General features: G+C 55.8%; 21 protein-coding genes. 15 read left to right on the top strand and 6 right to left on the bottom strand.

The features are described 5' to 3' along the window. The first annotated feature begins 8 nt into the window (after positions 1-8). From mrdA to lipA, 8 genes are all read left to right on the top strand, one after another. Positions 9-1,910, top strand: a complete 1,902-nt coding sequence (gene mrdA / locus KHQ24_RS04035; RefSeq protein WP_004885880.1) for a peptidoglycan DD-transpeptidase MrdA — start codon at positions 9-11, stop codon at positions 1,908-1,910. Next, on the top strand, positions 1,910-3,022 hold the full coding sequence (gene mrdB / locus KHQ24_RS04030) for a peptidoglycan glycosyltransferase MrdB (protein ID WP_004885876.1): 1,113 nt from the start codon (positions 1,910-1,912) through the stop codon (positions 3,020-3,022). The genes mrdA and mrdB overlap by 1 nt, the downstream gene beginning before the upstream one ends. 11 nt (positions 3,023-3,033) lie before the next feature. After that, positions 3,034-4,176, top strand: a complete 1,143-nt coding sequence (rlpA, locus tag KHQ24_RS04025; RefSeq protein WP_004885873.1) for an endolytic peptidoglycan transglycosylase RlpA — start codon at positions 3,034-3,036, stop codon at positions 4,174-4,176. Positions 4,177-4,315: 139 nt separating this feature from the next. Further along, positions 4,316-5,515: a D-alanyl-D-alanine carboxypeptidase DacA gene (dacA, locus tag KHQ24_RS04020; RefSeq protein WP_211777130.1), complete on the top strand. Its 1,200-nt coding sequence runs from the start codon at positions 4,316-4,318 to the stop codon at positions 5,513-5,515. 112 nt (positions 5,516-5,627) lie between these two features. Then, the gene (ybeD, locus tag KHQ24_RS04015; RefSeq protein ID WP_002894474.1) at positions 5,628-5,891 is read left to right on the top strand and encodes a DUF493 family protein YbeD; all 264 of its coding nucleotides are present in this window, start codon (positions 5,628-5,630) and stop codon (positions 5,889-5,891) included. A 104-nt stretch (positions 5,892-5,995) separates the two neighbouring features. Then, complete coding sequence (gene lipB, locus KHQ24_RS04010; protein ID WP_004885871.1) at positions 5,996-6,640, top strand: lipoyl(octanoyl) transferase LipB; 645 nt, start codon at positions 5,996-5,998, stop codon at positions 6,638-6,640. Between the two features lie 130 nt (positions 6,641-6,770). Beyond that, positions 6,771-7,730, top strand: coding sequence for a YbeF family transcriptional regulator (locus KHQ24_RS04005; RefSeq protein WP_017899088.1), 960 nt, complete (start codon positions 6,771-6,773; stop codon positions 7,728-7,730). Between the two features lie 180 nt (positions 7,731-7,910). Continuing rightward, a complete protein-coding gene (gene lipA, locus KHQ24_RS04000) occupies positions 7,911-8,876 on the top strand; it encodes a lipoyl synthase (protein WP_004885864.1) in 966 nt (321 codons plus the stop codon). Between the two features lie 189 nt (positions 8,877-9,065). Here the strand turns inward: lipA and tatE are convergent, their stop codons facing one another. Together tatE and KHQ24_RS03990 are read right to left on the bottom strand one after the other, a co-directional pair. Beyond that, positions 9,066-9,272 carry a twin-arginine translocase subunit TatE gene (tatE, locus tag KHQ24_RS03995; RefSeq protein WP_004885862.1) on the bottom strand — a complete coding sequence of 69 codons (207 nt, stop codon included), beginning with the start codon at positions 9,270-9,272 and terminating at the stop codon, positions 9,066-9,068. Between the two features lie 242 nt (positions 9,273-9,514). Further along, entirely contained in the window at positions 9,515-10,303 is a 789-nt protein-coding gene (locus KHQ24_RS03990; RefSeq protein WP_043521639.1) for a deaminated glutathione amidase, read from the bottom strand. A gap of 89 nt (positions 10,304-10,392) precedes the next feature. Between KHQ24_RS03990 and crcB the strand changes: the two genes are divergently transcribed. Further along, positions 10,393-10,776 carry a fluoride efflux transporter CrcB gene (gene crcB / locus KHQ24_RS03985; RefSeq protein ID WP_002894459.1) on the top strand — a complete coding sequence of 128 codons (384 nt, stop codon included), beginning with the start codon at positions 10,393-10,395 and terminating at the stop codon, positions 10,774-10,776. A gap of 67 nt (positions 10,777-10,843) precedes the next feature. Here the strand turns inward: crcB and cspE are convergent, their stop codons facing one another. Both cspE and pagP read right to left on the bottom strand, forming a co-directional pair. After that, positions 10,844-11,053 carry a transcription antiterminator/RNA stability regulator CspE gene (gene cspE / locus KHQ24_RS03980; protein ID WP_002439184.1) on the bottom strand — a complete coding sequence of 70 codons (210 nt, stop codon included), beginning with the start codon at positions 11,051-11,053 and terminating at the stop codon, positions 10,844-10,846. A 194-nt stretch (positions 11,054-11,247) separates the two neighbouring features. Continuing rightward, complete coding sequence (gene pagP / locus KHQ24_RS03975) at positions 11,248-11,766, bottom strand: lipid IV(A) palmitoyltransferase PagP (protein ID WP_004885852.1); 519 nt, start codon at positions 11,764-11,766, stop codon at positions 11,248-11,250. Positions 11,767-12,103: 337 nt separating this feature from the next. Here pagP and dcuC point away from each other — a divergent pair, with 337 nt between their 5' ends. The 4 genes from dcuC (at position 12,104) to uspG (ending at position 15,573) form a co-directional block, all read left to right on the top strand. Beyond that, positions 12,104-13,477: an anaerobic C4-dicarboxylate transporter DcuC gene (gene dcuC / locus KHQ24_RS03970; protein ID WP_004885851.1), complete on the top strand. Its 1,374-nt coding sequence runs from the start codon at positions 12,104-12,106 to the stop codon at positions 13,475-13,477. A gap of 92 nt (positions 13,478-13,569) precedes the next feature. Then, positions 13,570-14,367 (top strand): ribonuclease I, encoded by a 798-nt coding sequence (gene rna / locus KHQ24_RS03965; protein ID WP_211777129.1) that lies wholly within the window; start codon positions 13,570-13,572, stop codon positions 14,365-14,367. 178 nt (positions 14,368-14,545) lie between these two features. Next, positions 14,546-14,956 carry a nucleoside diphosphate kinase regulator gene (gene rnk, locus KHQ24_RS03960; RefSeq protein ID WP_004885849.1) on the top strand — a complete coding sequence of 137 codons (411 nt, stop codon included), beginning with the start codon at positions 14,546-14,548 and terminating at the stop codon, positions 14,954-14,956. 188 nt (positions 14,957-15,144) lie between these two features. Beyond that, positions 15,145-15,573, top strand: a complete 429-nt coding sequence (gene uspG / locus KHQ24_RS03955) for a universal stress protein UspG (RefSeq protein ID WP_002894401.1) — start codon at positions 15,145-15,147, stop codon at positions 15,571-15,573. 77 nt (positions 15,574-15,650) lie between these two features. Here the strand turns inward: uspG and ahpF are convergent, their stop codons facing one another. After that, positions 15,651-17,216 (bottom strand): alkyl hydroperoxide reductase subunit F, encoded by a 1,566-nt coding sequence (gene ahpF, locus KHQ24_RS03950; protein WP_017899084.1) that lies wholly within the window; start codon positions 17,214-17,216, stop codon positions 15,651-15,653. Positions 17,217-17,458: 242 nt separating this feature from the next. Next, positions 17,459-18,022 (bottom strand): alkyl hydroperoxide reductase subunit C, encoded by a 564-nt coding sequence (ahpC, locus tag KHQ24_RS03945; protein WP_002894394.1) that lies wholly within the window; start codon positions 18,020-18,022, stop codon positions 17,459-17,461. 410 nt (positions 18,023-18,432) lie between these two features. On the opposite strand from ahpC, the gene dsbG reads away from it, so the two are divergent. Together dsbG and citR are read left to right on the top strand one after the other, a co-directional pair. Continuing rightward, positions 18,433-19,182, top strand: a complete 750-nt coding sequence (gene dsbG / locus KHQ24_RS03940) for a thiol:disulfide interchange protein DsbG (RefSeq protein ID WP_064190109.1) — start codon at positions 18,433-18,435, stop codon at positions 19,180-19,182. A gap of 179 nt (positions 19,183-19,361) precedes the next feature. Then, entirely contained in the window at positions 19,362-20,294 is a 933-nt protein-coding gene (gene citR / locus KHQ24_RS03935; protein ID WP_053810647.1) for a DNA-binding transcriptional repressor CitR, read from the top strand. The last annotated feature ends 49 nt before the right edge of the window (positions 20,295-20,343 follow it).

Here is a 20,343-nt window from a genome sequence, read left to right as displayed (position 1 = left end):
AGCAGCGAATGAAATTACAGAATTCTTTCCGCGACTATACGGCTGAATCCTCGCTGTTCGTGCGCCGGGCGCTGGTCGCTTTTTTGGGGATTTTGCTGCTTACCGGCGTTCTGATCGCCAACCTGTACAATGTGCAAATCGTTCGCTTCGACGACTATCAGACGCGTTCGAACGAAAACCGCATCAAGCTGGTGCCGATCCCGCCGAGCCGCGGCATTATTTACGATCGTAACGGCACTCCGCTGGCGCTTAACCGCACCATTTATCAGCTGGAGATGATGCCGGAGAAAGTCGATAACGTGCAGCAAACGCTGGATGCGCTGCGCGACGTCGTCGATTTAACCGACGATGATATCGCCGGCTTCAAAAAGGAGCGCGCCCGCTCCCATCGCTTTACCTCGATTCCGGTAAAGGTCAACCTCAGCGAAGTGCAGGTGGCCCGCTTTGCCGTCAACCAGTACCGCTTTCCCGGCGTGGAAGTCAAAGGCTACAAGCGCCGTTACTATCCCTATAACTCGGCGCTGACGCACGTCATCGGCTACGTTTCGAAAATTAACGATAAAGACGTCGACCGCCTCGATAAAGAGGGCAAACTGGCCAACTACGCCTCGACCCACGACATCGGTAAGCTGGGTATTGAGCGTTATTACGAGGACGTCCTGCACGGTCAGACCGGCTACGAGGAGGTTGAAGTGAACAACCGCGGCCGCGTGATTCGTCAGCTCAAAGAGGTGCCGCCGCAGGCCGGACGCGACATCTACCTCACCCTCGACCTCAAGCTGCAGCAGTATATCGAAACGCTGCTGGCTGGTAGCCGCGCCGCAGTGGTGGTCACCGACCCGCGTACCGGCGCCATTCTGGCGCTGGTTTCGACGCCGAGCTACGACCCGAACCTGTTCGTCGACGGCATCTCCAGTAAAGATTACTCCGGCCTGCTCAACGATCCGAACACGCCGCTGGTCAACCGTGCGACGCAAGGGGTCTATCCGCCGGCATCGACGGTCAAACCGTACGTCGCCGTCTCGGCGCTGAGCGCCGGGGTGATCACCCGCAATACCAGCCTGTTTGACCCGGGCTGGTGGCAGTTGCCCGGCTCGGAAAAACGCTATCGTGACTGGAAAAAATGGGGCCACGGCCACCTGAACGTCACCAAAGCGCTTGAGGAGTCCGCGGATACCTATTTCTATCAGGTCGCCTATGACATGGGCATCGATCGCCTCGCGGAGTGGATGAGCAAGTTTGGCTACGGCCACTATACCGGTATCGACCTTGCCGAAGAGCGCTCGGGCAACATGCCGACCCGCGAATGGAAGCTCAAACGCTTTAAGAAACCCTGGTACCAGGGGGACACCATTCCGGTGGGCATCGGCCAGGGTTACTGGACTGCCACGCCGATCCAGATGAACAAAGCGCTGATGATCCTGATTAACGACGGGGTGGTGAAAGTGCCGCACCTGCTGCAAAGCACCGTGGAAGACGGCAAGCCCGTTCCGTGGGTCCAGCCTCATGAGCCGCCGGTAGGCGACATTCATTCCGGCTACTGGGAAATCGCCAAAGACGGCATGTTCGGCGTGGCCAACCGCGGCAACGGCACCGCGCACAAGTATTTCGCCAGCGCGCCGTATAAAATCGCGGCCAAGTCCGGTACCGCCCAGGTGTTTGGCCTGAAGGCCAACGAAACCTATAACGCGCACCGAATCTCTGAGCGTCTGCGTGACCATAAACTGATGACGGCGTTTGCGCCTTATAACAACCCGCAGGTTGCCGTGGCGATGATCCTGGAAAACGGTGGTGCCGGCCCGGCGGTCGGTACGATTATGCGCCAAATCCTCGATCACATCATGCTGGGCGATAACAACACCACGCTACCAAGCGAAAACCCGGCGGTGACCGCAGGGGAGGATCAATAATGACGGATAATCCGAACAAAAAATCGCTGTGGGATAAGATCCATCTTGACCCCACCATGGTGCTGATCCTGCTGGCGCTGCTGACCTACAGCGCACTGGTTATCTGGAGCGCCAGCGGTCAGGACGTCGGCATGATGGAGCGTAAAATCGGCCAGATCGCCATGGGCGTGGTGATCATGATCGTCATGGCGCAGATCCCGCCGCGGGTCTATGAAGGCTGGGCGCCCTATCTCTATATTTTCTGTATTATTCTGCTGGTGGCCGTCGACGCCTTCGGCGCCATCTCCAAAGGGGCGCAGCGCTGGCTGGATCTCGGTATCGTCCGCTTTCAGCCGTCGGAGATTGCAAAAATTGCCGTGCCGCTGATGGTGGCGCGCTTTATTAACCGCGACGTCTGCCCCCCTTCGCTGAAGAACACCGGTATTGCCCTGGTGCTGATCTTTCTGCCGACGCTGCTGGTAGCGGCGCAGCCTGACCTCGGGACCTCGATTCTGATCGCCCTCTCCGGTCTGTTTGTGCTGTTCCTCTCCGGCCTCAGCTGGCGACTGATCGGCATTGCGGTGGTGCTGGTCGCCGCCTTTATCCCGATTTTGTGGTTCTTCCTGATGCACGACTATCAGCGCCAGCGCGTGATGATGCTGCTCGATCCGGAAACCGACCCGCTGGGCGCGGGGTATCATATTATTCAGTCTAAAATTGCCATTGGCTCTGGCGGTCTGCGCGGCAAAGGCTGGCTGCACGGCACCCAGTCGCAGCTGGAGTTCCTGCCGGAACGCCATACCGACTTTATCTTCGCCGTTCTCGCCGAAGAGCTGGGCCTGATTGGCGTGCTGATCCTGCTGGCGCTCTATATTCTGCTGATCATGCGCGGACTGTGGATCGCCGCTCAGGCGCAGACCACCTTTGGCCGGGTCATGGCCGGTGGTTTAATGTTGATTTTATTCGTTTATGTCTTCGTAAATATTGGTATGGTGAGTGGTATTTTACCGGTGGTGGGCGTACCGTTGCCGCTGGTGAGCTACGGGGGCTCCGCCCTGATCGTATTGATGGCCGGGTTTGGTATCGTGATGTCGATCCATACCCACAGAAAAATGTTGTCGAAAAGCGTTTAAAGGGGTTCGCAATGCGTAAGCAATGGCTGGGGATCTGCATAGCAGCGGGGCTGCTGGCGGCATGTTCGAGTGATGACGTGCAACAAAAGACGGTCAGTACTCCACAGCCGGCCGTCTGTAATGGCCCGACGGTTGAGATCAGCGGCGCCGATCCGCAGTATGAAACGCCGAACGCGACGGCGAATCAGGATTATGAGCGCGACGGTAAGCGCTACAAAATCGTCCAGGATCCGGCAAACTTTACTCAGGCCGGTTTCGCGGCGATCTATGACGCGGAACCCAACAGCAACCTGACCGCCAGCGGTGAAACCTTCGACCCGACGCAGTTGACCGCGGCGCACCCGACGCTGCCGATCCCGAGCTATGCGCGGATCACCAACCTCGCCAACGGGCGCATGATCGTCGTGCGGATTAACGATCGCGGTCCCTACGGCAACGATCGGGTTATCTCGCTCTCTCGCGCGTCCGCCGACCGCCTGAACACCTCGAACAACACCAAAGTGCGTATCGACCCCATCATCGTCGCGCCTGACGGTTCGCTTTCCGGCCCGGGAATGGCTTGTACCACCGTCGCCAAACAGACTTACGCTCTGCCCGCCCGTCCGAATCTGGACGGCGGTGACGCTGCTGGCATGAACCAGCCTGCGCCCACTGACGTTCGCCCGATCAGCAACAGCACGCTGAAGCCGGAAGATAGCGTTGGCGCTCCGGTGAACAGCGGCGGTTTCCTCGGCGCCCCGACGCCGCTGAACAGCGGCGTGCTGGAGAGCAGCGAACCCGCGGCCGCCACCGCGACCGCACCTGCCGCCGGCGCCACGCCAGCAGCGCCGGTGACCGCCCCCGGCTCCATCCAGGGTAGCGTCGCGCCCGCAGCGGCCGCAGCCGCCGGCGCCGTTGCCGCTTCCTCTTCCGCCACCTCCAGCGCCAGCGGTAACTTTGTCGTCCAGGTGGGCGCAGTGAGCGACCAGGCGCGTGCGCAGCAGTATCAGCAGCGTCTGAGCCAGCAGTTCTCTGTGCCAGGCCGGGTCATGCAAAACGGCGCGGTGTGGCGTATTCAGCTGGGACCATTTGCCGACAAGGCGCAGGCCAGCGCCGTTCAGCAGCGCCTGCAAAGCGAAGCGCAGCTGCAGTCCTTTATTACTCGCGCCAACTAAAGGCCGCGGGCAGCCCGTTCACCTTGCGCATGTAAAAGTCATTAACAAACTCATGCGCAATGTCGGATGCTGGCCCGCAGAGCATTTGCTATAGTAAGGCACTTTTTTTAACTCCATCACGGATGCCGTTGTTCTGACCATGAAGACCTCTTTCACCGCTCGTTTACTCATCACGGCGCTCTCCGTTGCAGCGCTCTCCTCCGCTGCCCGCGCCGATGACCTGAATATCAAAACGATGATCCCAGGCGCCCCGCAGATTGACGCCGAATCCTGGATCCTTATCGATTACAATTCTGGCAAGGTGCTGGCTGAAAACAACGCCGACTCCCGCCGCGACCCGGCCAGTCTGACCAAAATGATGACCAGCTATGTTATTGGTCAGGCGATGAAAGCGGGCAAATTCAAAGAGTCCGATCTGGTCACCGTCGGCAACGACGCCTGGGCCACCGGCAACCCGGTATTCAAAGGCTCTTCCCTGATGTTCCTCAAACCGGGGATGCAGGTGCCGGTTTCCCAGCTGATCCGCGGTATCAACCTGCAGTCCGGTAACGATGCCTGCGTGGCGATGGCCGACTATGTCGCCGGCAGCCAGGATGCCTTCGTCAGCCTGATGAACAACTACGTCAACGCCCTCGGCCTGAAAAACACCCATTTCCAGACCGTTCACGGCCTCGACGCTGACGGCCAGTACAGCTCGGCGCGCGACATGGCGCTGATTGGCCAGGCGCTGATCCGCGATGTGCCGAACGAATACTCGATCTATCGTGAGAAAGAGTTCACTTTCAACGGCATCCGCCAGCTGAACCGTAATGGCCTGCTGTGGGATAACAGCCTGAACGTCGACGGCATCAAAACCGGCCACACCGACAAAGCAGGCTACAACCTCGTCGCTTCCGCCACCGAAGGCCAGATGCGTCTGATCTCGGCGGTAATGGGCGGCCGGACGTTCAAAGGGCGTGAGTCGGAAAGCAAAAAACTACTGACCTGGGGCTTCCGCTTCTTCGAAACCGTCAACCCGATTAAAGCCGGCAAAGAGTTTGCATCCGAACCAGCCTGGTTCGGCGACAGCGATCGCGCTTCGCTGGGGGTGGATAAAGACGTCTACCTGACCATCCCGCGCGGCCGGATGAAAGATCTGAAAGCCAGCTACGTGCTGAATAACACTGAGCTGCATGCCCCGCTGCAGAAAAACCAGGTCATCGGCACCATTAACTTCCAGCTGGATGGTAAAACCATTGACCAGCGCCCGCTGGTGGTGCTGCAGGAAATTCCGGAAGGTAATTTCTTCGGTAAAATTATTGATTACATTAAATTAATGTTCCACCACTGGTTTGGTTAAAAATCGAACGCTTGAAAGTGTGATTTCCATCCCCATATACTATTCATCCAAGTAACCTGATAACTCCCGCCCTTGGTGGGAGTTATTATTTTGTCGTAACACCGGAGCTGACATGAAAACCAAACTTAACGAACTGCTTGAATTCCCTACGCCATTTACTTACAAAGTAATGGGGCAGGCGTTGCCTGAGCTGGTTGATCAGGTGGTGGAAGTGGTACAGCGCCATGCGCCTGGTGATTACTCGCCGTCAGTAAAACCGAGCAGCAAAGGTAACTACCACTCGGTCTCCATCACCATCAACGCCACCCACATTGAACAAGTGGAAACGCTGTACGAAGAGTTAGGCAATATCGATATCGTTCGGATGGTGCTGTAACCCTTTCCCTGACCCGGCCGCCGTGCCGGGTCTTCTCATTCCCTTTCACACGGCTGTGATATACTCCCCGACCTGAATTCTCTCTTCCCGGCGGAGATGTTGTTTTGCAGCATAATAAAATTCTAATCCGGCAGCTTGGCCTGCAACCTTACGAACCCGTCTCGCAGGCGATGCATGAATTTACCGACGCCCGTGATGAAGATACCCTCGATGAGATCTGGCTGGTAGAACATCACCCGGTCTTTACCCAGGGTCAGGCCGGCAAAGCGGAACACCTGCTGGTGCCCGGTGATATTCCGGTGATCCAAAGCGATCGCGGCGGCCAGGTAACCTATCACGGCCCGGGACAGCAGGTAATGTACGTCCTGTTGAACCTCAAGCGCCGCAAGCTGGGGGTGCGTGAGCTGGTGACGCTGCTGGAGCAAACGGTCGTCAATACCCTTACCGAATATGGGATTGAGTCGCACCCCCGCGCCGATGCCCCTGGCGTCTACGTCGGCGATCGCAAAATCTGCTCTCTGGGATTGCGGATCCGTAAAGGCTGCTCTTTCCACGGCCTGGCGCTCAATATCGCGATGGATCTGACGCCGTTTCTGCGTATCAACCCCTGCGGCTATGCCGGTATGGAGATGACGCAAATGCGTCAGTGGCTACCGGAAGCCACCCCGGAGACTGTCGCTCCGCGGCTGGTCGCCAATCTGCTGGCGCTGTTGAACCATCCCCCGCACGAATACCTGCCTCAGGGTTAAGCGGCAGATCAGCGCCCCGCTGACGGCGGGGGGCTGAACAAGTAACACATTATTTTTGCAATCAATTGTCACGCACGGCAACGCCGCGGGCCGCTATACTTGGCCTATCATTCCCAACCGGACTCATCGCGTGCCAGAGAATACGCCGCCGTCAGAATCTCCTGACAGACAGGACGAACGTTACGACCGTCAGATGTTTCGCATCCTGCGTAATATTGACCTCAATCTGTTGACCATCTTCGAAGCCGTGTATGTACACAAAGGTATCGTCAATGCCGCGAAGATACTCAATATCACGCCGTCGGCCATTAGCCAGTCAATTAACAAACTGCGGGCGCTGTTCCCCGATCCGCTGTTTATCCGCAAAGGCCAGGGCGTGACGCCCACCGCCTATGCCACCCACCTTCACCAGTACATCAGCCGCGGTATGGAGGCTTTCCTTAGCGCGCTGGATATCACCGGCAGCCCGGACCAGCAGCGGGTGATCACTATCGCCACTACGCCAGCCATGGGGGCGCTGCTGATGCCTTGCCTGGCCAGCGCGCTGAAGCCGGCCTTTCCGCAGATCCTGCTGCACAACATCGCCCTTACCGACGCCGCGCGGCAGCTCGACCAGCGCCAGGTGGATCTGTTAATCGACACCCATCTGCACAGCGGTCAGGCGCTAAGCCATCACGTGCTGTATCAGGATCGGGTGCAGATGTACTGCCGCGCTGGGCATCCTGCGCTGGACGGTCCACAAGATGAATCCGCCCTCGCGCAATACGAGTTTGCGCTGCTGCTGCCTGAAGGCCAGCGCTACCCTACGCTGCATCGTCGACTGCAGGAGGAGATGGGCGAGCGCCGCTGCGGTTTCAGCACCTTCAATCTGCTGACCCAGGCGGCAATGATCGCCGAGAGCGATATGCTGGGGCTAACCACCGAGCGCCTGTTCGCCATGGTATCCCGTCTCTGGCCGCTGCAAACCCTGGATGTTCCCTCCCTGCGGGAAGAACAGATTGATGTTGCGCTGCACTTCAATAAGCAGAGCGGGAAAGAGCCATTGCTGAAAGAGATCATTGAGACCGTGATCCAGGCGTTTAAGGCGTAGCGCACGGAAGGGAAAAGGATAAAACAACAACTATTTTACAATTTGCCGGGCAGGCAGGCTGCTTTCTGCCCCTTTTCAATGGTATACTGCCTGCTCTTGATTCAAAAATAGTTGATAATTGCAACATTTCATTGAATTAATTCGCTTTCCTTCGTGACTCGCAACTGGAACACGCACGCTATGAGTAAACCCATTGTGATGGAACGCGGTGTTAAGTACCGCGACGCCGATAAAATGGCCCTTATCCCGGTGAAGAACGTGGCAACTGAGCGTGAAGCTCTGCTCAGAAAACCGGAATGGATGAAAATCAAACTTCCGGCAGACTCGTCCCGTATCCAGGGAATCAAAGCAGCGATGCGTAAGAACGGCCTGCACTCCGTATGCGAAGAGGCCTCCTGCCCGAACCTTGCAGAATGCTTCAACCACGGTACCGCGACCTTTATGATCCTCGGTGCGATCTGTACCCGCCGTTGCCCATTCTGCGACGTCGCGCATGGCCGCCCGGTCGCGCCAGATGCGAACGAGCCACAGAAGCTGGCGCAAACTATCGCCGATATGGGGCTGCGCTACGTGGTGGTCACCTCGGTGGACCGTGACGACCTGCGCGATGGCGGCGCACAGCATTTTGCCGACTGCATCAGCGCCATTCGCGAGAAAAACCCGACGATTAAAATCGAAACGCTGGTCCCGGATTTCCGCGGCCGCATGGATCGCGCCCTGGAGATTCTGACGGTGACCCCGCCGGACGTCTTCAACCACAACCTCGAAAACGTACCGCGCCTCTATCGTCAGGTGCGTCCGGGCGCGGATTACAACTGGTCGCTGAAGCTGCTGGAGCGTTTTAAAGAAGCGCACCCGGAGATCCCAACAAAATCCGGCCTGATGGTGGGCTTGGGCGAAACCAACGACGAGATCATCGAAGTTATGCGCGACCTGCGCCGTCATGGCGTCACCATGCTGACGTTAGGCCAGTATCTGCAGCCGAGCCGTCACCACCTGCCAGTGCAGCGTTACGTTAGCCCGGAAGAGTTTGAAGAGATGAAAGCAGAAGCCATGGCGATGGGCTTCACCCACGCCGCCTGCGGCCCCTTCGTTCGCTCTTCCTATCATGCCGACCTGCAGGCTAAAGGGATGGAAGTTAAATAACCTGCCGCTTCTCCCGCTGCGTCACTTCCCGGCGCAGCGGCGCTCTCCGCTTCATCCGCTTCGCCTTCCCGTAACAATTAGTTGCATCTTTCCTGCGCGGCGTCGATAAAAACGACAAAGGCCGCAACGTAAACGTCGCGGCCTCTTCGCCGAACCTTCCGCATCCCGCCAGGGGACGCAGCCGGAGAATTACTCTTTATGAGAGAGCTTCTGCGCCGGTACTTCGTCTTCAGCGGTGGTTTTCTTCGCGCTATCGTCATCTTCGTTCATGGCCTTTTTAAAGCCCTTGATAGCCGAACCCAGGTCGCCGCCCAGCGTACGTAATTTCTTGGTACCAAACACTAAGATAATCAGTGCTGCAACGACCAGCAGTTTGGTAATACTAATCTCACCCATAGCTAACCTTCTTCTCTATACAAGCTGCGAATACGCCATCATACACGTATTTATCCGTCATATTGTAATCCACCTGTGCGCGGGCCGCGTGATTCAGCCCGAGGCCTCCCCTCCGGGAGTGAGCGCTGGGGTGTCCGTCCTGACGTGCACAGCGAATTATTGGGATAAACAATACGGGTATTTGGCGCGCGGACACAATAGCAATCTGTAACAAGGTGAATCAAGCCTTGTTTAAAAAAACGTCACAATAATTGCGGTGGCGCAAACCGTCGGTTCTGCAGCACCGGCAAACGCTCGCGAACCCGCGTAAGGTAGTCTGCGGAAATATCGGCATAGATCAGCTGCGGCTCGCTCCCCGCGCCCGCCACGGTGGTCCCCAGCGGATCGATGATGCGGCTCTGCCCGATGTTACGCGTCCCGCATTCGCCTGCCGCCACGACGTAGCAGGTCGTGTCCAGCGCGCGCGCCGCCAGCAGCGTCGCCCAGTGATGCTCTTTTTGCGGCCCTTTCACCCATGCGGTGGGCAGCACCAGCAGCTGCGCACCGTTCAGCGCCAGCGACAGCGCCAGTTCCGGAAAACGCAGATCGTAACAGGTCATCAGGCCAACGCGAAATCCCGCCACGTCAATCACCGGGGGAATTTGCCTGCCGGGATCCACCCGCCGGGACTCCTGCATTGCGAAGGCGTCGTATAAATGAAGTTTGTGATAATGGGCAATGATTTTCCCTTCACGCAATACCACCAGCGTGTTGGTTGCTCTTCCCTCCCCCGACGGCACATGCAGCGTCAGGATCGTCGTCAGGCCGTTACGCGCGCTCTCGGCCAGCAGCAGCTGCAAAAACGCCCCATCCAGCGTTTGGGCCGATTTCACCGACAGATCCGGGTCGTTGTCATCACGTGCCAGCAACGCCTCCGGCAGCACCAGCAGCGCCGCCCCTTCACGCGCCGCCTGCTGCATCATCGCCACACAAGTGTGCGCATTCGTCTGCCATACTGGCGTGACGATAAACTGCCCTGCCGCTACCCGCATGTTTTTCTCCCGTCAGGTTATGAATAGCCAATTGCGCCCGTTGCGCGCTACACTTGACACTCTCTTACATCAAATAGCAGGAAACGACCGTGTTTCAACTTCTTTGCGCCGTTTTTATTGGCGGCGGCACCGGCAGCGTTTTGCGCTGGTGGCTCGGCATGAAGCTTAATCCTGTGCACCATGCTATCCCTATTGGAACGCTGACCGCCAACCTGTTAGGCGCCTTTGTGATCGGCGCCGGGCTGGCGTGGTTTAATCGACTGACCGGCATTGACCCGATGTGGAAGCTACTGATCACCACGGGTTTCTGCGGCGGGTTGACCACCTTTTCCACCTTCTCTGCGGAAGTGGTGTTTCTTCTGCAGCAGGGGCGAGTGAGCTGGGCGCTCCTCAACGTTGCGGTGAACTTGCTGGGTTCGTTTGCCATGACGGCTGTCGCCTTCTGGCTCTTCTCGCAGGCCGCCAGCCGCTAAAGGCGTAATCAACAGGCAAAAAAAAACCCGCTGTTTAGCGGGTTTTTATATTCTACTGACGCGTTGCTTACAGAGCGATTACGTTTGCAGCAGAAGGGCCTTTGGCACCGTTAGTGATTTCGAACTCTACGCGCTGACCTTCAGCCAGAGTTTTGAAACCGTTGGACTGGATTGCAGAGAAGTGTACGAATACATCTTTGCTGCCATCTTCCGGAGTAATGAAACCGAATCCTTTGGACTCATTAAACCACTTAACGTTACCTTTAATCTTAGACATCAAAATTACCTTTATATGAAAAATCGACACTAATGCTGTGTCGGGTATCAGTACACCAATTGTGGTACCTTTTGTCCAGTGCAACTTTGCTAAAAAGTGATAAAAGTCGCTATCTTTTTTAGTGGGTAACGCTTTAGTCCTTGTTTTTCCACAAGACGCCTCGCTTATCTCATTTATTGCTAAGACTTAGCGAATTAAAACTGTATGCGAGCCCAGGCGAAGTAAACGTTACCGTTATTGTAGGTGCCGGGAATGTAGGTCATCTGGAACGTTGCCGGACCGTAACCTATTGACGCTAATGGCAAGATCACCGGAATCGGAATGTAGTTCCAGTTATCGCGCGCCGTCACCCCAAGGGTATAGCCGAGACCGAGGCGGAAGTTCTGATCCGTCAGCGGGCGCCAGGTTTTCTCCCAGCCGTAGCCGCCAATGGGCTCCCACTTATTGAAAGAGTCTTTAAACGCCATCAGGTACAGACCGTGCCAGTTCCCTTTCTCATCCCAGCGGGAGACGCCGAAACCGGCCCCCCACGGGCGTTCGTTATACTTATCCGTCTTTTCCTTATCGTAGGCAAAGCGCGCGTGCCAGGTGATGGCTGGAACGTACAGATCATAGTGCTCTGGCTCGTTCCAGGTCTGCGCAACGTTATTACTTAAGGTATGGTAACCTTCGCTAAGGGTCGATGAAAACGACGCGCTGGCGTTTCCGGACACCAATAACCATCCTAAAAAACCAAGAGAAAACAATGAAAAACGACGTAACATCAACACTTTTCTATTACCACTTTCATTTAAAAGCCACCTAAAATAGCAAAGATAGTCTCAATACAGGTTGAACGAAATAAGGCAAACTCCTGATTTTCTCCCGCTGACCATCAGAACCACTTAACTATCCATCTGGTGATTATATCCAGGCGTAACGGGGACGCGTAGTTCTTGTCGCTTTATTGATTTGCATCAGCGAGTTTCGTCCGTTTTTTCGGCACATTCGCACATTAAAATTTGGTGTGACGCTTTTTCACTACATATTCTTTGGGCTTAGGGGTAATAAATGCTGACGTTTATTGAGATCCTGATCGGGATCGTGGTCATTGTGGGCGTCGCCCGCTATATCATCAAAGGCTACTCGGCCACCGGGGTGCTGTTCGTCGGGGGCTTAATCTTATTGATCGTCAGCGCCCTGCTGGGACATAAAGTCTTACCAGGCAATACCGCGGGCACCGGTTACTCCGCCACTGACATTATTGAATACATTAAGATTCTCCTCATGAGCCGTGGCGGCGATCTGGGTATGATGATCATGATGCTGTGCGGCTTCGCCACCTATATGACTCATATTGGCGCCAATGATATGGTGGTGAAATTAGCCTCAAAGCCATTGCGCTATATCAATTCGCCCTATCTGCTGATGATTGCCGCCTACTTTGTCGCCTGCCTGATGTCACTGGCCGTCTCCTCCGCGACCGGCCTCGGCGTGCTGCTGATGGCGACCCTGTTCCCGGTGATGGTAAACGTCGGTATCAGCCGCGGGGCGGCGGCGGCCATCTGCGCCTCGCCGGCGGCGATTATCCTTTCGCCCACCTCGGGCGACGTCGTGCTGGCGGCCAAAGCGGCCGAAATGCCGCTGATCGACTTTGCCTTTAAGACCACGCTGCCGATCTCCATCGCCGCTATCATCTGCATGGCGATCGCCCACTTCTTCTGGCAGCGCTACCTGGATAAAAAAGAGAACATTTCCCACGAAATGCTCGACGTCAACGAGATCACCACCAACGCTCCGGCGCTGTACGCCATCCTGCCGTTTACGCCGATTATTGGCGTGCTGATCTTCGATGGCAAATGGGGACCGGAACTGCACATTATTACCATCCTCGTCGGCTGCATGCTGCTGGCGGCGATCCTCGAATTCCTGCGCGGGTTCAACACCAAAAACGTCTTCAGCGGACTGGAAGTCGCCTACCGCGGGATGGCTGACGCCTTCGCCGGCGTGGTGATGCTGCTGGTCGCCGCCGGCGTTTTTGCTCAGGGATTAAGCACCATCGGCTTCATCAATGGTCTGATCTCCATCGCCACCTCCTTCGGCTCGGCCAGTATTATTCTGATGCTGGTGCTGGTGATCCTGACCATGCTGGCGGCGATGACCACCGGCTCCGGCAATGCCCCGTTCTACGCCTTTGTCGAGATGATCCCCAAGCTGGCGCACTCCTCCGGTATCAATCCGGCCTATCTGTCGATCCCGATGCTGCAGGCTTCAAACCTTGGCCGCACAATATCGCCAGTCTCTGGCGTGGTGGTGGCCGTCGCCGGGATGGCGAAGATTTCCCCGTTCGAAGTGGTCAAACGCACCTCGGTGCCGGTGATGGTTGGCCTGCTGGTGGTGATCGTCGCGACCGAGCTCCTCGTCCCCGGCAGCGCGGTCCACTAATGGTCTAACCACGTGAAAAGGCGCCAGCAGGCGCCTTTTTTATGCTTTAATAACTCCCCGTTATCTTTTGCTATCCACAATCAGGAATAAACATGTTCAGGAAGGAATTCGCCGCGCTTGCCCTTGTGCTTACCGCCACTCAGGCCGGCGCTGAACCGCTCACCGCGACGCGATACGCTGATTTTGACCGCTATGTCCTGGCCCTCTCCTGGCAAACCGGATTCTGTCAGAGCATGTATGACCGTAACCGCAATGAACCGGAAGAGTGTCGCCTGCAGCAGGAAACCGCGAATAAAGCCGATTTTCTGACCGTGCATGGCCTGTGGCCCGGGCTGCCAAAGTCCATTGCCGCGCGCGGAGTGGATGAACGACGCTGGATGCGCTACGGCTGCGCCACGCGCCCGGTGCCCGACATGCCGGAGGTGAAAGCGAACCGCAAATGTCAGGCGGCGGAGACCGGGTTGTCGCTGGAGATGGCCAACAAACTGAATAGCGTGATGCCGGGCGCGGGCGGCACCTCCTGCCTCGAACGTTACGAATACGCCAAACATGGCGTCTGCTTCGGCTTCGATCCCGACAGCTATTTTGGCGCCATGGTGCGCCTGAATGGAGAAATTAAGCGCAGCCCGGTGGGCGATTTCATTGCCAAACACTATGGCCAAACCGTTAGCCGCGCCGACTTCGACGCCGCTGTGGCCCGCGCCTGGGGTCCGCAGAGCGTGAAGGCGTTTAAATTAACCTGTAACGGTAATCCGGCCTATTTGACCGAGATGCAAATCTCGCTCAACGCCTCGACCATCAATGACCCGCTGGCCACTTCCGCCTTTTTGCCTCAGCCTCACCCAGGTAACTGCGGCGCGCAGTTTATCCTCGATAAGGTTGGCCACTAGCGCGACGCCGCGTGCTGACCAGAAAACGTCGTTCGCCGGGGGGCGTTGCGCGCTGATTGTGCGTTTCATCACTTCAAACTGCCGGCAACTCTCAGTATGATGGGAGAACCTTAACCCTTGCCTTTTTCGGCGAGGGTTTTCTTTTACGGACAGGTTCCTGGATAACATGGAGTATGCAATGACCAGACCCGCAATCATCATTAACGAACTGGATGCCGAACGTATCGACAGGCTGCTGGAGCAGCCAGCTTTCGCCAGCTCGCCGGTTGCCGATGCCCTGAACGACGAGCTCGACCGCGCGCAAATGCTGGCGCCGGAAGCGATGCCGCACGATGTCGTTACCATGAACAGTACGGTTAAATTCCGCGATTTAACCAGCGGCGAAGAGCGCGTGCGGACGCTGGTGTTTCCGTCGCAGGTGACCGACAGCGCCAGCCAGCTCTCGGTCCTCGCGCCGGTGGGCGCCGCTCTGCTCGGCCTCAAGGTCGGCAGCACCATTCACTGGGAGCTGCCGGGCGGGGCGTCAACGCACCTGGAAGTGCTGGCGCTGCTGTACCAGCCGGAAGCCGCTGGCGAATTCCACCGCTAATCTCCGCTGCCTGAGGCGTATCGCGCTTTATTCAGAGGATGTCCACACATCCTCTTTCTGCTGTCTTCCCCCCCGCTAACCTTTTTTTACGCTTTGCGCCTGCCTGACTGACAGTTTTGCGACCTGAATGACACAATATCCGCATATAATATGTTGATATAGACGCAAACGAACAAGGAGGATTGCATATGTATAAGACTATCATTATGCCGGTTGATGTCTTTGAGATGGCGCTGAGCGATAAAGCCGTCCGGCACGCGGAGTTTCTGGCCCAGCAGGACGGGGTGATCCATCTGCTCCACGTATTACCCGGTTCAGCGAGCTTCACCATGAGCCGGTTTACCGCCGACCTGCGGCGTTTTGAGGAGCATCTGCAGCATGAGGCGGAAACCCGCCTGCAGACCATGGTCAGCCATTTCAGCATTGACCCCTCACGTATCAAGCTGCATGTGCGTTTCGGCAGCGTGCGCGACATGGTCAACGAACTGGCCAGTGAAATAAACGCCGACGTGGTGGTGATTGGCTCACGCAATCCCTCCATCAGTACCCACTTGCTGGGATCCAACGCCTCGAGCGTCATCCGTCATGCCCATATCCCGGTGATGGTCGTCAGGTAAGGGTGAGGAAAAAGAGCATAAAAAAAGAGGCTACCCCAGGGTAGCCTCTTGGTTATGCAGGTCTATTGTCTGACTTGTTATGCGGTTTTCGTGCGGATCAGGTAGTCAAAGGCGCTCAGCGACGCTTTCGCCCCCTCCCCTGCCGCGATAATAATCTGCTTGTACGGCACAGTGGTGCAGTCACCGGCGGCGAATACGCCTTTGACGTTGGTTTCGCACTTCGCATCGATGATGATCTCACCCATACGGTTACGCTCAACCGCGCCTTCCAGCCAGGTGGTGTTAGGCAGCAGGCCGATCTGCACGAAAATCCCCGCCAGCGCGACATGATGCTCATCGCCGCTCACCCGGTCACGGTACTGCAGACCGGTGACCTTACTGCCGTCGCCTTTCACTTCCGTAGTCTGCGCATTGAGAATGATATCGACATTCTTCAGACTGCGGACTTTATCCTGCAGCACCTGGTCGGCCTTCATCTCCGGTGCGAATTCCAGCAGGGTCACGTGCTCCACGACGCCCGCCAGGTCGATAGCCGCTTCCACGCCGGAGTTACCGCCGCCAATTACCGCCACGCGTTTGCCCTTAAACAGCGGACCGTCGCAGTGTGGGCAGTAGGTTACGCCCTTGGTGCGATACTGATCTTCGCCTGGCACGTTCATATTGCGCCATTTCGCCCCGGTGGCAATGATGACGCTGCGCGCCTTCAGCACCGCGCCGGAGGCGGTTTCGATCTGGTGCAGGCCGCCCTCTGTCGCCGCCGGCGTCAGTTTGGTCGCGCTCTGGGAGTCGATCACATCGACGTTATAGTCGCTAACGTGCGCTTTCAGGGCCCCGGCCAGCTTCTGGCCTTCGGTTTTCGGCACCGAAATGTAGTTTTCGATATCCACGGTATCCAGCACCTGGCCGCCGAAGCGTTCGCCCATCAGGCCGGTACGAATCCCTTTACGCGCAGAGTAAACCGCAGCCGCCGCGCCGGACGGGCCGGAACCGACGATCAGCACATCGTAAGCGTCACGCTGATTCAGCTCTTCCGCTGCGCGTTTTTCCGCACCGGTGTCCACTTTGGCGACGATTTCCGTCAGCGTCATCCGTCCCTGACCAAACTCCTGGCCGTTCATGAACACCGCCGGCACGCCCATCACGTTGCGCTCGGTGATCTCATTCTGGAACGTCCCGCCGTCAATCGCCGTATGTTTGATACGCGGGTTGAGCACCGCCATCAGGTTCAGCGCCTGGACCACGTCCGGGCAGTTATGGCAGGAGAGCGAGTAGTAGGTTTCAAACTCAAAGTCGCCATCGATATCGCGGATCTGCTCCAGCAGAGACTGGGCCTCTTTCGACGGATGACCGCCGGTCCACAGCAGCGCCAGCACCAGCGAGGTAAACTCGTGGCCCAGCGGGGAGCCCGCAAAGCGTGGGCCCTGGTCGGAACCTGGGTTAGTAATCAGGAACGATGGCTTGCGTACCGCCAGCGTGTTGTCTTCTTTAAAGGTGACTTTGTCTGACAGTTCAGCAATTTCAGCCAGCAGTTCCCTGATTTCTGCCGATTTAGCGCTGTCATCCAGCGTGGCAATCAGCTCAACAGGCTTAGTCAGCTTCTCAAGATAGGCCTTGAGCTGGGTTTTCATGTTGGTGTCGAGCATTGTTATCTCCTGGGCTTAAAACATCATCATGCAAGCGGCCTTGTCAGGCTGCCTGAATGCGCTTGCATCATGGTGTTGGAATAAAATGGGCGCCAAAGCGCCCTGATAATCTACGCAATTTCCTAAGCATTTCGCGCCAGAGCAAGGCGGCTAGCCTGAGAATCCCCGGGAGCTTACACCTGTAAGTGACCGGGGTGAGCAGGCAACGCCAACGCCGCTATAGCGTGAAAGGCGACGGAAATTTAGATTTTACCGACCAGGTCCAGAGATGGAGCCAGCGTCGCTTCGCCTTCTTTCCATTTCGCCGGGCACACTTCGCCTGGGTGGGAAGCAACATACTGCGCCGCTTTGATTTTACGCAGCAGGTCAGACGCATCACGGCCGATACCTTCAGCGGTAACTTCGATTGCCTGGATGATACCCTGCGGGTCAACCACGAAGGTGGCGCGGTCAGCCAGACCTTCATCTTCACGCATGTTGTCGAAGTTACGGGTCAGGGCGCCAGTCGGGTCGCCAATCATCGCGTATTTGATTTTCGCGATGGTTTCAGAGCTGCTGTGCCACGCTTTGTGGGTGAAGTGGGTATCGGTAGAAACAGAGTAAACGTCTACGCCCAGCTTCTGCAGTTCTTCGTAATGGTCAGCCACGTCGCCCAGTTCGGTCGGGCAGACGAAGGTGAAGTCAGCCGGATAGAAGAAGAAGACGCTCCAGCGGCCTTCGGTGTCTTTCTCGGTGACTTCGATGAATTCACCATTTTTGAATGCCTGGTTTTTGAACGGTTTGATTTTGGTGTTAATTAAGGACATCTATACTTCCTCCGTGTTTTCGTTGAGGTCTAAGTTAACGAATTTTTCCTGACCCGACCAATGCGTTTACATTATCGAATCAATAAGCGTTATCTAACAACCGGAACAAGACAACTTTGTGAACCTGGCGACGCGTTCAGCGCTGTTCGCTGTTTTTCGCATCATTTGCCGCGACAAAAGTAAAAAGGCCACCTTTTCAGGCGGCCCCGTTACCTGAAATACCCGAAGGTAGGTTCAGCGCCAGTCAGACTGGCTATGTGTTGCGCTCTACATTACCTTAATGTAACAGCATCCAGGATTACATCACCCACGCCAGGAAAGGGCAATCCGTCGTTCTGCTGATCCTGCCTATAACTGTAATAGGTTTGGCAATCTTTCTTCCTTTCCTGCTGATTTTACAAGGAATACTCATGTTAAAACGTCTGCTGTTGCTCAGCCTTTTGCCTTTTTGCAGCTATGCGGAAGAACTACCCGCCCCGGTAAAAGCTATTGAAAAACAAGGCATTACTATCATCAAACCCTTTGACGCGCCGGGGAGAATGAAAGGCTGGCTGGGTAAATACCAGGATATGGGCGTCGCCATCTACCTCACGCCAGACGGCAAACATGCCATTTCCGGCTATATGTATGACGAGAACGGCAACAACCTCAGCGAGCAGTTGTTTCAAAAAGAGCTCTACACGCCGGCGGGACAAGAGATGTGGAAGAAGATGGCCAGCGCCCACTGGCTGCAGGATGGCAACAAAGACGCCCCCATCGTGCTGTATGTCTTTGCCGACCCCTTCTGCCCTTACTGCAAACAGTTCTGGCAGCAGTCCCGTCCCTGGGTGGACGCCGGTAAAGTGCAGATCCGCACCCTGCTGGTGGGCGTGATCAAGCCGGAGAGCCCGGTCACTGCCGCAGCGATTCTCGCCAGTAAAGATCCGGCGAAAACCTGGCATGATTACGAGCAATCGAACGGCAAAATAGCCCTGACGATACCGAAGGCTATCCCGCCCGAGAAAATGAAAATGCTCAACGTCAATCAGCAGCTGATGGACGATCTGGGGGCCAACGTCACGCCAGCCATTTATTATATGAATAAGGACAATATGCTGCAGCAGGTGGTCGGCCTGCCGGATAAAGAGAAGCTACAAATTATGATGGGTGAAAAGAAATAATCTTATTGTGGAGTGGCGCCAGACAACAACCACCGCTGGCGCCGCTATCGACAATAAGATATATTAAGCAAAGCTTAATATTACTGGCCAAAAATAAATTCACACCACGCATATTAAGCCATTCAACATTCTTATTATGAATATTTCAATTCGCACTGATAATACACAGGACTGCATTAATGGCAAATCTTTACGACCTGAAAAAGTTCGATTTAAACCTATTGGTTATTTTTGAGTGTATATATCAACATTTAAGCATCAGCAAAGCGGCGGCGACGTTATTTATCACCCCGTCGGCGGTGAGTCAGTCATTGCAGCGTCTGCGCCAACAATTAAATGATCCGCTATTTGTTCGGGTCGGGAAAGGCATGACGCCCACCACCGCCTCCGTCAATCTTCATTATCATCTGCAACAAAACCTTGAACAACTCGAAAAAACAATCAATCTCAATAAACGCACCGAACTGCGAAAGCGTATTGTAATATATGGCCCGCCGCTGTTCTGTTCAGTAAACAGCCATTTTATGATTAACCAGCTCTGTCATCAGGCTAATTTACAGATTGAGCACCATAATCTGACCACCACGGAATCGGCGGAGGAGTTGCTGGCGTATCGCCAGGCGGATCTGGTATTCACCCGAATGCCCATCAACAACCGCGCTACTATTTGTCAGCCCTATAAGACGGTGCAGACGCTGGCGTTGTGCCGGAGGGACCATCCGCGGCGTGAGGAACTCACATCGGTTGAAGCGCTGGCGCAGGAGTTTTTTACCCACTACATCACCAACGATCCCGTGATTCAGCGCGTTCAGCAGAGCAGCATGCCGTGGCTGAACCCGAACAATATCGCCTTTCGCAGTGACTCGTTTATGACCATTCTTAATATGATCAGTAAAACCGACTTAATTGGCTTCGTTCCTTCCTATTTATTTGATTTTATTTCACCCACTATGCAGCTTCACGTCATCAATATAGACAATCTCTTCCCGGATATCACAATATATATTAACCACCATCATTCATCTTCGCAGAATCATTTCTTATCTGAATTAATCAGCATTCTAATGAATGATAGAGTAGCATCACAACCACAAATTAATAACAATGGATAACATATCCACTATTTACCCCACATTGTCCGAATAAAAAAACGACCATTAA

Origin of the sequence: Klebsiella sp. 54 (assembly GCF_018223875.1) — a bacterium.
Classification (GTDB): domain Bacteria; phylum Pseudomonadota; class Gammaproteobacteria; order Enterobacterales; family Enterobacteriaceae; genus Klebsiella; species Klebsiella quasipneumoniae.
Note: the sequence above shows the minus strand (reverse complement) of the source record. Positions and strands in the feature narration are given on the sequence as shown.

What these genes read in the sequence shown, in the direction of transcription:
- mrdA (WP_004885880.1), top strand. Translation starts at nt 9, where the DNA reads ATGAAATTACAGAATTCTTTCCGCGACTATACGGCTGAATCCTCGCTG.
- mrdB (WP_004885876.1), top strand. Translation starts at nt 1,910, where the DNA reads ATGACGGATAATCCGAACAAAAAATCGCTGTGGGATAAGATCCATCTT.
- rlpA (WP_004885873.1), top strand. Translation starts at nt 3,034, where the DNA reads ATGCGTAAGCAATGGCTGGGGATCTGCATAGCAGCGGGGCTGCTGGCG.
- dacA (WP_211777130.1), top strand. Translation starts at nt 4,316, where the DNA reads ATGAAGACCTCTTTCACCGCTCGTTTACTCATCACGGCGCTCTCCGTT.
- ybeD (WP_002894474.1), top strand. Translation starts at nt 5,628, where the DNA reads ATGAAAACCAAACTTAACGAACTGCTTGAATTCCCTACGCCATTTACT.
- lipA (WP_004885864.1), top strand. Translation starts at nt 7,911, where the DNA reads ATGAGTAAACCCATTGTGATGGAACGCGGTGTTAAGTACCGCGACGCC.
- tatE (WP_004885862.1), bottom strand. Translation starts at nt 9,272, where the DNA reads ATGGGTGAGATTAGTATTACCAAACTGCTGGTCGTTGCAGCACTGATT.
- KHQ24_RS03990 (WP_043521639.1), bottom strand. Translation starts at nt 10,303, where the DNA reads ATGCGGGTAGCGGCAGGGCAGTTTATCGTCACGCCAGTATGGCAGACG.
- cspE (WP_002439184.1), bottom strand. Translation starts at nt 11,053, where the DNA reads ATGTCTAAGATTAAAGGTAACGTTAAGTGGTTTAATGAGTCCAAAGGA.
- dcuC (WP_004885851.1), top strand. Translation starts at nt 12,104, where the DNA reads ATGCTGACGTTTATTGAGATCCTGATCGGGATCGTGGTCATTGTGGGC.
- rna (WP_211777129.1), top strand. Translation starts at nt 13,570, where the DNA reads ATGTTCAGGAAGGAATTCGCCGCGCTTGCCCTTGTGCTTACCGCCACT.
- rnk (WP_004885849.1), top strand. Translation starts at nt 14,546, where the DNA reads ATGACCAGACCCGCAATCATCATTAACGAACTGGATGCCGAACGTATC.
- uspG (WP_002894401.1), top strand. Translation starts at nt 15,145, where the DNA reads ATGTATAAGACTATCATTATGCCGGTTGATGTCTTTGAGATGGCGCTG.
- ahpF (WP_017899084.1), bottom strand. Translation starts at nt 17,216, where the DNA reads ATGCTCGACACCAACATGAAAACCCAGCTCAAGGCCTATCTTGAGAAG.
- ahpC (WP_002894394.1), bottom strand. Translation starts at nt 18,022, where the DNA reads ATGTCCTTAATTAACACCAAAATCAAACCGTTCAAAAACCAGGCATTC.
- dsbG (WP_064190109.1), top strand. Translation starts at nt 18,433, where the DNA reads ATGTTAAAACGTCTGCTGTTGCTCAGCCTTTTGCCTTTTTGCAGCTAT.
- citR (WP_053810647.1), top strand. Translation starts at nt 19,362, where the DNA reads ATGGCAAATCTTTACGACCTGAAAAAGTTCGATTTAAACCTATTGGTT.